Here is a 13,311-nt window from a genome sequence, read left to right as displayed (position 1 = left end):
CCGGCGGGGCGCGTGCCGACGAGCCCGCCCAGGACCGTCCCGAGGCGCGTCTGGAGAAGGCGGTGCGCGCCGCCGAGCAGGCGTTGATCGAGTATGAGATCGCGCTGGAGACCTTCCGCGTGGAGGTGGAGAACTTCTCCCGCCTGCACCACCAGAAGCTCGGCCCGATGTACACCCGCCTCGACGAGCTGGACGCGCAGATCGCCGAGGCCACCGCGGCCCGCACCGGCGACCCCGAGGACCGGCGCAAGGCGGACGAGGCGCGGGCGCGGGTGATGCCGATGCCGGGCGTCGAGGAGCTGTTCCACGGCTGGATGGACGGCGACGGGCTGTCCCCCGAGGCCGAGGCCATGCTCACCGACCAGTCCGTGCGGCCGCCGCAGCGGGTGCGCCCCGGCGAGGAGGCCCGCAAGCTCTACCGCGAGCTGGTCCGCAAGGCCCACCCGGACCTGGCGCAGGAAGAGGGTGAGCGGCAGCGGCGCGAGGAGTTCATCACGCGCGTCAACGCCGCGTACGCCCGTGGCGACGAGGCGCTGCTGCGCGAGCTGTCCGCGGAGTGGGCGGCGGGGCCCGTGCCCGAGGAGCTGCGGCTCACGCGCAGCGAGGAGCTGTACGCCCGGCTCGAATGGCTCGCCCAGCGCAAGGAGCTCCTCTCCGTGCTCGCCAAGGAGCTGGAGGAGAGCGCGATCGGCGGGATGCTGCGGCTGGCGCCCGACGACCCGGACCGGCTGCTCGACGAGATCGCCGAGCAACTGCTCGCGCAGGTCTCCGAGCGCGAGGCGGAGCTCGCCCGACTGCGCGACTGACCGCGCGGACCTTCGGGTAGCGTCGGGGCATGGCTTTCGGATCTCAGGTGCCCACGGTCGGCGTCGACGACCTCACGAGCGGCGACTTTCTGCTGGACGTCCGCGAGGACGACGAATGGCAGGCGGGCCACGCGGAGGGCGCGCTGCACATTCCGATGAGTGAGTTCGTGGCGCGGTACGGCGAGTTGACCGAGGCGGCGCCGCAGGACGGCAGGGTGAACGTCATCTGCCGGTCCGGCGGCAGGTCCGCCCAGGTCACCATGTACCTGGCGCAGCAGGGCATCGACGCGGTGAACGTCGCGGGTGGCATGGAGGCCTGGCAGGCCACCGGGCGGCCCGTCGTCGACGACAAGGGCCAGCCCGGCTCCGTGGTCTGAGCGGTCCTTCGGCGGGCGCTGGTGCGGCCCGTCCGGCGGACTAGCCGAGGGCGTGGGCGGCCAGCAGGTCGCCCAGCGTCTCCTCGTGCGCGGCTGCCGGGCCGAGGGAGAGCTCCAGCTGCTTGGCCCAGGCGTGATAGCGGTGCAGGGGGTAGTCGGTGTCGGCGCCGAAGCCGCCGTGCAGGTGCTGTGCCGTCTGCACGACCCTGCGCACGCCCTCCGACGCCCAGATCTTGGCGACCGCCACGTCTCCCGCCGTGGGGAGGGCGCCGTCGGCTCCGGTGCTGACGCGCCAGGCGGCCTGCCAGAGGGTGACCTCCATCGAGCGCAGGTCGATGTAGCGGTCGGCGGCCTGCACGGCCACGGCCTGGAACGTGGCCACGGGGTGACCGAACTGCTCCCGCTTGCTGGTGTATTCGCTCGTCATGCGCAGCACGCCCTCGCCCAGGCCGAGGGCCAGCGCGCAGGTGCCGGTGGCGAGCAGGTCGCGCAGGCGGTCCCAGGCGCCGTCGGCCTCGATGACGTCGGACGCGGTGACGCGCACGGCCGCCAGGTGGAGTTCGCCCAGGCGCTCGCCGGTGGTGGAGATCTGCTCCGCGACGGTCAGACCGTCGTGGCCGCGGGGGACGAACGCGAGGACGGTGTGTCCTTCGGGGGTGTGGGCGGGGACGACGACGAGGTCGGAGCTCTGCGCCCAGGGCACGCCCGTCTGCAGCCCGTCCAGGACCCACTGGTCGCCGTCACGCTGTGCGGTGACGGCGAGGTCGGCCGGGTCGTGGCCGCTGCGGCCGTTGGCGGCGACGGTCAGGACGAGGTCCCCGCGGGCTGCCGCGGGGAGCACCCGCTGCCGCAACTCGGTGTCGCCGTGGGCCTGTACGGCCGCGGTGGCGGCGCTGCTCTCCAGGAGCGGGACGCGCGCGAGGACCTTCGCGGACTCGCGCAGGACCAGGCACAGGGCGATGGGGTCCAGACCCACGCCGCCGTGCTCGGAGTCGACGAGCAGGCCAAGCAGGTCGGCGTCGGCCAGCCGGGACCACAGGGCCCGGTCGAAGTCCTCGGCCACGGCGCCGGGGGTGAGGGCCGGGCTCGGCACCCCGTCCGGTGCGACGTCGGCGAAGAGTGCCTGGGCCGCCTCGACCACGGCCTGCTGTTCCTCGGTGAAGGTGAAGTCCACTGCCTGTCCTCCCGCGCACCGGCCGACCGACGTATCCGTCGTCTCTTCCGCCCTGCATATCTGACGGTCCGTCAAGATAGAACAGGTTCTACGGGAAGGGAACAGTCAGGGAGCGCCGGGCGGCGCGGTGGGCGGGGTCAGCGGTCGAAGTCCAGCTCCACGGTGTCCGTGGCCGGACGGGACTGGCACGCCAGCACGTAACCGGCGTCGGTCTCCTCCGGCTCCAGGGCGAAGTTGCGGTCCATTCGCACCTCACCGGAGACGCACAGGGCCCGGCAGGTGCCGCAGACGCCGCCCTTGCAGGCGTAGGGCGCGTCGGCGCGGTTGCGCAGGACCGTCTCCAGCAGGGTCTCCCCCTCCAGGACGGGCCAGCTGCCGGAGCGGCCGTCCAGCGTCGCGGTCACCGTGCTGTGCGCGGGCGCGGGGGCGGAACCGGGGGGTGGCGGCGCGGCGGGCAGGCCGTCGTCCACGTGGAAGATCTCCTCGTGGATGCGGCGGCGGGAAACGCCGAGGGCGCGCAGTGTCCGCTCCGCGCCCTGCACCAGGCCGAACGGGCCGCACAGGAACCAGCCCTCGATCTCCGCCACGGGCAGCAGCGCGGGCAGCAGCCGGGTGAGCCGCTCCTCGTCGAGCCGACCGGAGTCCAGGCCCGCCTGCTGCTCCTCGCGGGAGAGCACGGTCACCAGCTGGAACCGGTCGGGCCAGCGGTCCTTCAGGTCGGCGACCTCCTCGAGGAACATCGTCGACGCGGCGGTGCGGTCGCTGCGGACGAGACAGAAGTCGGCCTTGGGCTCGCGCTCCAGGAGGGTCGTGACGATGGACAGCACCGGGGTGATGCCGCTGCCGCCGACGATCGCGGCATAGCGGCCGGGGGCCGGGTCCAGCGTGAAACGGCCCGCGGGCGTCATGACCTCCAGCTCGTCGCCGACGGCGATCTCCTTGAAGGCGTACGTGGAGAAGGCGCCGTCCTCGACGAGGCGCACGCCGACGCGCAGGCTACGGGGCTCCCCGGTGGCCTCGGGGGGCGAGGCCGGGGAGCAGATCGAGTACGTCCGCCGGATCTCCGTGCCGTCCGCGAAGCGGCGCAGGGCGAGGTGCTGGCCCGGGGTGAAGCGGAACTCCTCGCGCAGCGGCGGCGGCACGTCGAACGTCAGCGTCACGGAGTCGTCGGTGAGCCGGTCGACCGCCGCTACCCGGAGCGGGTGGAAGCGGGCCATCACAACTCCTTGAAGTGGTCGAAGGGTTCACGGCAGGAGGCGCAGCGGCGCAGCGCCTTGCAGGCCGTGGAGGAGAAGCGGCTGAGCAGCTCGGTGTCGGTCGAGCCGCAGTGCGGGCAGCGGATCGACAGGCTGAGGGGGACGGGGCCGTCCGCGGCGTGCGAGCGCGGGGGCGCGATGCCGAACTCGGCGAGCTTGCGGCGGCCTTCGGCGCTGATGTCGTCCGTGGACCAGGCGGGGGAGAGGACCGTGCGCACCGAGACCTCGGCCATGCCGCGGTCGTGCAGCACCTGCTCGATGTCGGCGGTCATGGCCTCGATCGCCGGGCAGCCGGTGTACGTGGGGGTCAGCTCGACGTCGACCCGACCGGAGGCGATGACCCGCACGCCGCGCACCACGCCCAGCTCGGCCAGCGTGAGCACGGGCAGCTCGGGGTCGGGCACCGAGCCCGCGAGGGCCAGGAGCTCCGCCTCCAGGGCGGTGGGCGCGGTGGTCACCATGACGCCCCCGGGTGGCTGCGGTGCAGGTGCTGCATCTCGGCGAGCATCCGACCGAACGACTCGGTGTGCAGGCCCTGACGCCCGGCGCCGGCCGCCCACGCGCCGGACTGCGGTCCTTCGGGCACGGTCAGGGTGGCCCGCTCGACGACCGCCGTCACCGATGCGGTCCACTTCTCGCGCAACTGCTCCCGGTCGACGTCGAGACCGGGCACCGGCTCGAACATCTCGCCGGTGAACCGCCACAGGTCATCCAGGCCGCGCTGCATGCGCGCGTGGCTCTCCTCCGTGCCGTCGCCCAGGCGCAGGGTCCACTGCTCGGCATGGTCCTGGTGGTAGGCGACCTCCTTGACGGCCTTCGCGGCCAAGGGGGCGAACTCGCCGTCCCCGGCGGCCAGCGCGCCGTACAGAAGGGTCTGGTAGGTGGAGAAGTAGAGCTGGCGGGCGATGGTGCGGGCGAAGTCACCGTTCGGCTGCTCGACCAGCTGGAGGTTGCGGAAGGAGCGCTCCTCGCGGAGGTACGCCAGCTCGTCCTCGTCACCCGCCAGGGAGAGCAGGATGCGGGCCTGGCCGAGCAGGTCGAGGGCGATGTTCGCCAGGGCGACCTCTTCTTCGAGGACGGGGGCGTGTCCCGCCCACTCCCCCAGGCGCTGGGCGAGCACCAGGGCGTCGTCGCCGAGGGCCAGGGCGGGCAGGGCCGGGGCGTCGGGCGTGGCGGCACGGGCCGGGGCGGCGGTCACAGGTGCTTCACCCCGTCCGGGATCTCGTAGAACGTGGGGTGGCGGTAGGGCTTGTCGCCGGCCGGCTCGAAGAAGGAGTCCTTCTCGTCCGGGGAGGATGCGGTGATCGCGGCGGACGGCACGACCCAGAGCGAGACGCCCTCGCTCCTGCGGGTGTACAGATCGCGGGCGTTGCGCAGGGCCATCTCGGCGTCCGGCGCGTGCAGGCTGCCGGCGTGGGTGTGGGAGAGCCCGCGACGGGAGCGGACGAACACCTCCCACAGCGGCCAGTCGGTCGAGCTGCTCATGCTGTCGCCTCTCCGTGCTGTGCGATCTGCTTCCGGGCCGCCTGCTTCCCGGCGTACGCCGCGGCGGCCTCGCGGACCCAGGCGCCGTCCTCGTGGGCTCGGCGGCGCTGGGTGATGCGCTGGTCGTTGCACGGGCCGTTGCCCTTGAGGACGGCCCAGAACTCGGTCCAGTCGATGGCGCCGAAGTCGTGGTGCCCCCGCGCCTCGTTCCACACCAGGTCCGGGTCCGGGAGCGTGAGGCCCAGGGACTCGGCCTGGGGGACGCAGATGTCCACGAAGCGCTGGCGCAACTCGTCGTTCGAATGACGCTTGATCTTCCACGTCATCGACTGCTCGGAGTGCGAGGACTCGTCGTCGGGCGGGCCGAACATCATCAGGGACGGCCACCACCAGCGGTTCACCGCGTCCTGCGCCATGGCGTGCTGGGCCTCGGTGCCGCGGCTGAGGGCGAGCAACGACTCGTACCCCTGGCGCTGGTGGAAGGACTCCTCCTTGCAGACGCGGACCATCGCGCGTGCATAGGGCCCGTACGAACAGCGGCACAGGGGGACCTGGTTGGTGATCGCGGCGCCGTCCACGAGCCAGCCGATCGCGCCGACGTCCGCCCAGGTCAGCGTCGGGTAGTTGAAGATGGACGAGTACCTCTGGCGGCCGGAGTGGAGCTTGTCGAGGAGCTCGTCACGGCTGGTGCCGAGCGTCTCCGCGGCGCTGTAGAGATAGAGGCCGTGGCCTGCCTCGTCCTGCACCTTGGCCATGAGGATCGCCTTGCGCCGCAGGGAGGGGGCGCGCGTGATCCAGTTCGCCTCCGGCTGCATGCCGATGATCTCGGAGTGCGCGTGCTGGGCGATCTGGCGGACGAGGGATGCGCGGTAGGCGTCCGGCATCCAGTCGCGCGGCTCGATGCGCTCGTCGGCGGCGACGGCCGCGTCGAAGGCGGCCTGGTGCTCCGCCGTGCGCGCGGCCGCGGCCGCGGATACGGCCTCGTCCGGCTCCGTCCCCGCCGCCTGGTGTGCGGCTGCTGTCGCCATCTCGGTCCCCCTCGACCCTGAGCGAACCGCCCGACCGATCGTTCGGTTCGTTGGATTCAATGGTGCGGCCCTCCGCCATAAGGTGTCAACCCTGTGGATAACTTCACGGACGCTGTGCGTGGCGGGCGGGCCTGAGTACCGTTCCGGCGGCAGGGTCGGTGCGGAGTCGGGGAACGGGGCGGGATGGACGGGAACGACAAGGGTCCGGGCGGCGAGGACGCCGGGCCCGCCGAGTCCGGCGACCGTGCCGAGGCCGCGACGCACACGGTGCCCGGGGCCGGCGCTCACGCCGCACCCGAATCCGCACCCGAATCCGCACCCGAATCCGGGCCCGAGCCCGGACCCGATCCTGATCCCGACGTAGACCCCGCCCCTGCCCCTGCCCCTGACCCCGACGTAGACCCCGCCCCCGCCCCCCGCCCAGGCATCGCAGGGCTTCGGCTCGGCTATCAGATCGCCGCCGTCTGCGCCCTGGTGATCGTCGCCCTCGCGGCCTGCGCGCACGTCGGCATGCTGTTTCTCCATGTCGCGCCGTCGAACACCCTGACCAAGCAGCACGGTGAGGTGATCGACGAGTGGATATACCCCGAGTTCGAGCAGAACTGGAAGCTCTTCGCGCCCAATCCGCTGCAGCAGAACGTCGCCGTGCAGGCCCGTGCGGAGCTCCGGACGGCACAGGGCGAGGTGCGGACGACCGACTGGTACGAGCTCTCCGCGCAGGACGGCGCCGGGATCGACGGCAGCCTGCTGCCGAGCCACACCGTGCAGAACGAACTGCGCAGGGCCTGGGACTTCTACGTGGGATCCCACGACGCGCAGAATCGTCCCGTCGGCCTGCGCGGGCAGCTCTCCGAGCGCTATGTCCGCCGTATCGCCTATCTGCGGCTCGACCGCGAGGCGCCGGGCCGCACGGGCGACGAGATCGCGCGCGTGCAACTGCGCGCCAAGACCACGAACGTGCGGCCGCCCCAGTGGAGTGAGGAGAAGGTCTCCGCCAAGCCGGTGTACCGGCTGCTCCCCTGGTGGTCGGTGGCGCCCGACGACCTGCCGCTCTCCGGTGAGGGGACTGCCCGGTGAACCGTCTCGAACGCCCGCTGGGGCGGGGCGTCAACCGGGTGACCGGCTGCGCCCTCGGCCCGTACCAGTCCGCGGTGGTCCGCATCGGCTTCGCGGGCACCTGGCTGTTCTTCCTGCTGCGCGAACTCCCCCACCGCCAGGAGCTGTACGGGCCCGACGGCCCCTGGAACTGGGACATGGCGCAGCAGCTCACCGCGAGCAACCACGCCTTCACCGCCCTGATGTGGTCCGACGGGCACGTCTGGTTCGAGATCGTCTACGGTCTCGCCCTGCTCAGCAGCGCCCTGCTGCTGCTTGGCTGGCACACGCGCGCGATGTCCGTGCTGTTCATGATCGGTGTGCTGTCGCTGCAGAACCGCAGCATCTTCATGGGGGACGGCGGCGACAACGTCATCCATCTGATGGCGACCTATCTGGTCTTCACCCGCTGCGGTCAGGTCTGGTCGCTGGACGCGCGGCGTGCGGCACGCGCGCGTGCGGGCGCCGTCGACCGGGTGGGGCCCGCGCTGTGGTGGGTGTGCGGGCTCGGTCTGTCCGCGGTGACGTTCATGGGGGAGCTCGGCGGCGGGTGGCTGCTGTTCTTCTGGGGGCTGCTGCTGGTGCACGGCCTGTGGTGGGCGGTGGGGCGGCGCGCTCCTGGCAGCGAGCTGCGGGGGCTCCTCGACGTGGTGGCCAACCTCGTCCACAACGCGGGCCTGTTCGTGATCATGTTCGAGGCCTGTCTGATCTATGCGACGGCCGGCTGGTACAAGATCCAGGGCTCGCGCTGGCAGGACGGCACGGCCGTCTACTACCCGCTGAACCTCGACTACTTCTCCCCGTGGCCCGCCCTGTCCGACCTGCTCTCGTCCCACGGGCTGATGGTGATGCTGGTGACCTACGGGACGGTCGTCGTGCAGGTGGCCTTCCCCTTCACGCTCATCAACCGCCGGGTCAAGAACGTCCTGCTGGCGGTCATGATGATCGAGCACGCGGTGATCGCGGTCGTCCTGGGGCTGCCGTTCTTCTCGCTGGCGATGATCGCGGCGGACGCGGTGTTCCTGCCGACGTCGTTCCTGCGGTGGCTGGGCGGTTGGGCGGCACGCGCGCGTAGTGCCGCGGTATCCCGGATTCCGCTCTCCCGGCTGCCGTTCGTCGGGCCCGCGCAGGCCCGCTTCGGACGGCCCGACGAGCGGGGTGCCGTGCCGGAGCAGCGCCTGGACGAGCAGCAGGACGGGGACGAGGGGACGACGGCGAGGGTGCCGAGCAGCCGCGCGTAGGCTTCCCCCCATGACCAGCAGCACGGACGACAGCGACCCCGACGGCGCCGTACGCGTCTGGCGGGGGCTCGCCGAGACCTCCGTGCTGCTCGACGGCTTTCACGCGATCAAGCACGCGCTGCGCTTCGGCGCGCGGGTGCCGGTGGCGCTGACCAGTGACCGGAGTGCCGTCCTCGCGCTGGCGGACGACCTGGCGCCGGATGTGACGGGCGACCTCGGCGCGCTCCTGGTGCAGGTCCCGGACGAGCGGCTGCGCGCCCTGGTGCCGCGGCTGCACCCCACGGCGGTGGCCGCCCTCGCCGTACGCCCCTCGCGCGAGGCCAACCTCGCGGCGCTCGGGCGGATGCCCCGGCCGGCGCCGGTCGTCGTGCTGGACGATCCGCGCAACCTCGGCAACGCCGGGGCGGTGATCCGGCTCGCCGCCGGGTTCGGGGCGACCGGGGTGGTCACGACGGGCACGCTCGATCCCTGGCACCCCACGGTCGTGCGCGGCGGCGCGGGGCTGCACTTCGCGACGGCCGTGGAGCGCATGGAGGCGACCGGGCTGCCGCCGGGCCCGGTGTTCGCGCTCGACGCCGAGGGCGAGGACATCAGGGGGCTGAAGCTCCCGGACGACGCGGTGCTCGCCTTCGGCTCCGAGCGCAGCGGCCTGTCGGCCGAACTGCGGGAGCGCGCGGACCACTTGGTGTCGCTGCCGATGCGGCCGCAGGTCTCCAGCTACAACCTGGCGACGAGCGTGGGCATGACGCTCTTCCACTGGTCGGCGGGCAGGCCCCCGGGCACGGAGGCCTGAACCCGCCTGCCGGGTCACGCGTCCTTGCGGATCTCCACCACGCGGAAGCGGTTGGCCACGAACGCGCCGTCGCACAGCGCGGCGTTCGCTGCGGGGTTGCCGCCCGAGCCGTGGAAGTCCGAGAACGCGGCGGTCTGGTTCACATAGACGCCGCCCGTCAGATTCAGGGACAGCTGGGCGCACTCCTCCAGGCAGGTCTCCTCCACGGCGGCGGAGAACTCCTGCGAGGTGGTGTACGCCCCGACGGTCATCGCTCCCTTGTCGCGCACCGTGCGGCGCAGCAGCTCCACGGCGTCGGCCGCCGAGTCGACGGCGACGGCGAAGGAGACCGGGCCGAAGCACTCGCTCAGATAGGCCGCCTCGGCGTCCGGCTTGGCGCCGTCGAGCTTGACGATGACCGGGGTGCGGACCACGGCGTCCGGGAAGTCGGGGTTGGTGATCTCCCGGGAGGGGAGGGCGACTTCGCCGAGTCCCGCGGCCGCCTCCAGGCGTGCCTTCACATCGGGGTTGACCAGCGCGCCGAGGATGCCGTTCGCCCGGGCGTCGTCGCCGAGCAGGCCGCTCACCGACGCGGCGAGGTCGGACACCACGTCGTCGTACGACTTGGCGCCCGCGTCCGTCGCGATGCCGTCGCGCGGGATCAGGAGGTTCTGCGGGGTGGTGCACATCTGGCCGCTGTACAGCGACAGGGAGAAGGCGAGATTGGCCAGCATCCCCTTGTAGTCGTCCGTGGACTCGACGACGACCGTGTTGACCCCGGCCTTTTCCGTGTAGACCTGCGCCTGGCGGGCGTTGGCCTCCAGCCAGTCGCCGAAGGCGGTCGATCCGGTGTAGTCGATCAGCTTGATCTCGGGGCGCACCGCAAGGGTCTTGGCGATGCCCTCGCCGGGGCGCTCGGCGGCCAGGCAGACCAGGTTCGGGTCGAAGCCGGCCTCGGCCAGGACGTCGCGGGCGACGCGGACCGTCAGCGCGAGGGGCAGGACCGCGCGCGGGTGCGGCTTGACCAGGACGGGATTGCCGGTGGCGAGCGAGGCGAACAGGCCCGGGTAGCCGTTCCACGTCGGGAAGGTGTTGCAGCCGATCAGGAGCGAGATGCCGCGGCCCACGGGCGTGAAGCGCTTGGTCAGCGCGAGGGGGTCGCGCTTGCCCTGGGGCTTGGACCAGTCGGCGACGCCAGGGGTGCGGGTCTGCTCCGCGAACGCGTACGCCACGGCTTCCAGGCCGCGGTCCTGGGCGTGCGGTCCGCCCGCCTGGAAGGCCATCATGAACGCCTGGCCGCTGGTGTGCATGACGGCGTGCGCGAACTCGTGCGTCCGGGCGCTGATGCGGGCCAGGATCTCCAGACAGACCGCCGCGCGTGCCTCGGCGCCCGCGTCCCGCCAGGCGGGCATGCCGGCCCGCAGGGCGGGCAGCAGGGTGTCGATGTCCGCGTGCGGATACGTGATGTCCAACTGCGGTCCGAACGGCGACACTTCGCCGCCCACCCAGTCGTCCGTGCCGGGTTGGTCCAGGTCGAAGCGGGTGCCCTGGAGGGCGTCGAAGGCGGCCTTGCCCTCGGGCAGGCTCAGGCTGCCGTCCTCCCCGTACGCCTTGGGGTGCTCGGGGTGGGGGGACCAGTACGCCCGGGTGCGGATGGTCTCCAGCGCCTGGTCGAGGGTGGGCCGGTGCTTGGCGATCAGCTGGTGCGCGGTGAGTTCGGCGGCCATGACGGGACCAACTCCTCCTCGAGCAGCTCTTCATCGAGCTGGCGAGCTGGGCAGGGACGGTGGGCAGGAACGCTCTGACACGGCTAGAGTAACCGAACGATCGGTCGGGACAAGGGGGTCCGGCAAACCTGTGGACAACTTCTTCACGGCCACCCCCCGGGCCCCTCGGCCGACGGGCCGTGCGGGAGGATCGCGAGCATGACAGCACTCGAGCTCAGCAGCGCCGTTGCCGTGGTCGGCACCGGGACCATGGGGCAGGGCATCGCCCAGGTCGCCCTGGTCGCGGGCCACCCCGTGCTGCTGTACGACGCCGTGCCCGGCCGCGCGAAGGCGGCCGCCGAGGCGATCGGCGCCCGACTGGACCGGCTCGTCGAGAAGGGCAGGCTCACGGCCGCCGACCGAGCCGCCGCCGGCGCCAGGATCGCCCCCGCGGACAGCCTCGCGGACTTCGCCGGGTGCGGCCTCGTCGTCGAGGCGGTCCTGGAACGACTGGACGTCAAACAGCGCCTGTTCCAGGACCTCGAAGAGGTCGTCGCTGAGGACTGTCTGCTCGCCACCAACACCTCGTCCCTGTCCGTGACCGCCATCGCGGGCCCGCTGCGCGCGCCGGGGCGCTTCGTCGGCCTGCACTTCTTCAACCCGGCGCCGCTGCTCCCCCTCGTCGAGGTCGTCAGCGGCTTCGCGACGGACGAGTCGGCCGCCACGCGCGCGTACGAGACCGCGAAGGCCTGGGGCAAGACCCCGGTGCGCAGCGCGGACACCCCCGGGTTCGTCGTCAACCGCATCGCGCGGCCCTTCTACGCCGAGGCGCTGCGCCTGTACGAGGAGCGGGTGGCCGACCCCGCCACGATCGACGCCGTCCTGCGCGAGTGCGGCGGCTTCGCGATGGGGCCCTTCGAGCTCACCGACCTCATCGGGCAGGACGTCAACGAGGCCGTCACCCGCTCCGTGTGGGAGTCCTTCTTCCAGGACCCCAAGTTCACGCCCTCGCTGGCGCAGCGCCGCCTGGTCGAGTCGCGCCGCATCGGGCGGAAGTCGGGCCGGGGCTGGTTCGCGTACGGGGACGACGTCCCGCGCGCACAGCCGCACACCGCACCGCCCGCGAAGGCCCCGGAGTCCGTCGCCGTGCACGGCGACCTCTTCCCCGCGGACGCGCTGCCCGAGCTGATCCGGGCGGCCGGGATCCGGGTGGACCCCGGCTCCGGCACCCCCGACTGCCCCGGCTTCGTCGAGCTGCCCGGCGGCACCCGCCTTGCCCTGGCCGACGGCACGGCGCCCGACGCGGCGGCCGGGCCCACGGTCCACTTCGACCTGGCCCTCGACTACCGGACCGCGAGCCGGGTCGCCCTCTCCCCGTCGAGCCGGGTGGACGAGCGGGGGATCGCCGAGGCGGTCGGGCTCTTCCAGGCGCTCGGCAAGAAGGTCAGCGTCATCGGACACGCCCCGGGCATGATCGTGGCCCGCACGGTGTGGCTGCTCGTCGACTTCGCCCTGGACGCCGTGGGGCGCGAGGTGGCGGACGCCGAGGACGTCGACACCGCCATGCGGCTCGGCGTCAACTACCCGCTCGGCCCGCTCGCGTGGGGCCGCCGCCTCACCGCGTACCGCGTGGCCGAGGCGCTCGACGCCCTGCACGACGAGTACCCCACCGGGCGTTACGCGCCCTCCCAGGCACTGCGGCGCCAAGCCGTGCGAGAGGAGTACGCATGACCACCGCCCGGCGGGACACCTACACCCCGGAGACGCTGCTGAGCGTGGCCGTCCGGGTCTTCAACGAGCGCGGCTACGACGGCACGTCCATGGAGCACCTGTCCAAGGCGGCCGGCATCTCCAAGTCCTCGATCTACCACCACGTGACGGGCAAGGAGGAGCTGCTGCGGCGCGCGGTGAGCCGCGCCCTCGACGGCCTCTTCGGGATCCTCGCCGAGGACCCCGCGCGCGTGGGCAGCGCGGTGCAGCGCCTGGAGTACGTCACGCGCCGCACCGTGGAGGTGCTCGTCGACGAACTGCCGTACGTGACGCTGCTGCTGCGCGTGCGGGGCAACACCGACACCGAGCGCTGGGCGATGGAGCGGCGCAGGGAGTTCGACCAGCAGGTGGCCGAGCTGCTCAAGGAGGCCGTCGCGGACGGCGACCTGCGCTCGGACGTCGAGCTGCGCCTGGCCACCCGGCTGCTCTTCGGAATGATCAACTCCATCGTGGAGTGGTACCGGCCGGAGAGCCGCGGAGCGGCCAACGGCCAGCAGATCGCCGACGCGGTCGTGCAGCTGGCCTTCGCGGGACTGCGTACCGTCCGCTAACGCCCGGCGCGAAGGCGCACACCGCCCCCTCGCACCGGGCTGCGGTCACC

At 72.5% G+C, this 13,311-nt stretch carries 14 protein-coding genes; 7 read left to right on the top strand and 7 right to left on the bottom strand.

Translation table 11 applies throughout. The features are described from left to right. Positions 1-50: 50 nt before the first annotated feature. Together ACFYXE_RS17380 and ACFYXE_RS17375 are read left to right on the top strand one after the other, a co-directional pair. Positions 51-806, top strand: coding sequence for a hypothetical protein (locus tag ACFYXE_RS17380; RefSeq protein ID WP_361172666.1), 756 nt, complete (start codon positions 51-53; stop codon positions 804-806). A 29-nt stretch (positions 807-835) separates the two neighbouring features. Beyond that, a complete protein-coding gene (locus ACFYXE_RS17375; RefSeq protein WP_389313242.1) occupies positions 836-1,183 on the top strand; it encodes a rhodanese-like domain-containing protein in 348 nt (115 codons plus the stop codon). A gap of 40 nt (positions 1,184-1,223) precedes the next feature. Here ACFYXE_RS17375 and ACFYXE_RS17370 read toward each other — a convergent pair whose 3' ends face one another. From ACFYXE_RS17370 to paaA, 6 genes are all read right to left on the bottom strand, one after another. Then, the gene (locus ACFYXE_RS17370) at positions 1,224-2,357 is read right to left on the bottom strand and encodes an acyl-CoA dehydrogenase family protein (protein ID WP_389313240.1); all 1,134 of its coding nucleotides are present in this window, start codon (positions 2,355-2,357) and stop codon (positions 1,224-1,226) included. Positions 2,358-2,494: 137 nt separating this feature from the next. Continuing rightward, a complete protein-coding gene (locus ACFYXE_RS17365) occupies positions 2,495-3,574 on the bottom strand; it encodes a 2Fe-2S iron-sulfur cluster-binding protein (protein WP_389313238.1) in 1,080 nt (359 codons plus the stop codon). Next, entirely contained in the window at positions 3,574-4,074 is a 501-nt protein-coding gene (gene paaD / locus ACFYXE_RS17360; protein ID WP_389313236.1) for a 1,2-phenylacetyl-CoA epoxidase subunit PaaD, read from the bottom strand. The genes ACFYXE_RS17365 and paaD overlap by 1 nt, the downstream gene beginning before the upstream one ends. Next, positions 4,068-4,811, bottom strand: a complete 744-nt coding sequence (gene paaC, locus ACFYXE_RS17355) for a 1,2-phenylacetyl-CoA epoxidase subunit PaaC (RefSeq protein ID WP_361172612.1) — start codon at positions 4,809-4,811, stop codon at positions 4,068-4,070. Before paaC ends, paaD begins: the two co-directional genes overlap by 7 nt. Next, positions 4,808-5,098, bottom strand: coding sequence for a 1,2-phenylacetyl-CoA epoxidase subunit PaaB (gene paaB, locus ACFYXE_RS17350; RefSeq protein ID WP_361172609.1), 291 nt, complete (start codon positions 5,096-5,098; stop codon positions 4,808-4,810). Before paaB ends, paaC begins: the two co-directional genes overlap by 4 nt. Beyond that, positions 5,095-6,126 carry a 1,2-phenylacetyl-CoA epoxidase subunit PaaA gene (gene paaA / locus ACFYXE_RS17345; protein WP_389313233.1) on the bottom strand — a complete coding sequence of 344 codons (1,032 nt, stop codon included), beginning with the start codon at positions 6,124-6,126 and terminating at the stop codon, positions 5,095-5,097. Before paaA ends, paaB begins: the two co-directional genes overlap by 4 nt. Positions 6,127-6,600: 474 nt before the next feature. Here paaA and ACFYXE_RS17340 point away from each other — a divergent pair, with 474 nt between their 5' ends. Genes ACFYXE_RS17340 through ACFYXE_RS17330 form a run of 3 tightly spaced genes read left to right on the top strand, consistent with a single transcriptional unit; the run spans position 6,601 to position 9,255 of the window. After that, on the top strand, positions 6,601-7,203 hold the full coding sequence (locus tag ACFYXE_RS17340; RefSeq protein ID WP_389313231.1) for a DUF5819 family protein: 603 nt from the start codon (positions 6,601-6,603) through the stop codon (positions 7,201-7,203). Further along, positions 7,200-8,462, top strand: coding sequence for an HTTM domain-containing protein (locus tag ACFYXE_RS17335; RefSeq protein ID WP_389313228.1), 1,263 nt, complete (start codon positions 7,200-7,202; stop codon positions 8,460-8,462). Before ACFYXE_RS17340 ends, ACFYXE_RS17335 begins: the two co-directional genes overlap by 4 nt. Before the next feature lie 10 nt (positions 8,463-8,472). Next, entirely contained in the window at positions 8,473-9,255 is a 783-nt protein-coding gene (locus ACFYXE_RS17330; RefSeq protein WP_389313226.1) for a TrmH family RNA methyltransferase, read from the top strand. A 14-nt stretch (positions 9,256-9,269) separates the two neighbouring features. Here ACFYXE_RS17330 and paaN read toward each other — a convergent pair whose 3' ends face one another. Beyond that, positions 9,270-10,961 (bottom strand): phenylacetic acid degradation protein PaaN, encoded by a 1,692-nt coding sequence (gene paaN, locus ACFYXE_RS17325; RefSeq protein ID WP_389313223.1) that lies wholly within the window; start codon positions 10,959-10,961, stop codon positions 9,270-9,272. Between the two features lie 198 nt (positions 10,962-11,159). On the opposite strand from paaN, the gene ACFYXE_RS17320 reads away from it, so the two are divergent. Next, a complete protein-coding gene (locus tag ACFYXE_RS17320; RefSeq protein WP_389313221.1) occupies positions 11,160-12,671 on the top strand; it encodes a 3-hydroxyacyl-CoA dehydrogenase in 1,512 nt (503 codons plus the stop codon). Beyond that, positions 12,668-13,261, top strand: a complete 594-nt coding sequence (locus ACFYXE_RS17315) for a TetR/AcrR family transcriptional regulator (RefSeq protein ID WP_389313219.1) — start codon at positions 12,668-12,670, stop codon at positions 13,259-13,261. Before ACFYXE_RS17320 ends, ACFYXE_RS17315 begins: the two co-directional genes overlap by 4 nt. The last annotated feature ends 50 nt before the right edge of the window (positions 13,262-13,311 follow it).

Origin of the sequence: Streptomyces sp. NPDC002564 (genome assembly GCF_042889645.1) — a bacterium.
Classification (GTDB): Bacteria; Actinomycetota; Actinomycetes; order Streptomycetales; family Streptomycetaceae; genus Streptomyces.
Note: the sequence above shows the minus strand (reverse complement) of the source record. Positions and strands in the feature narration are given on the sequence as shown.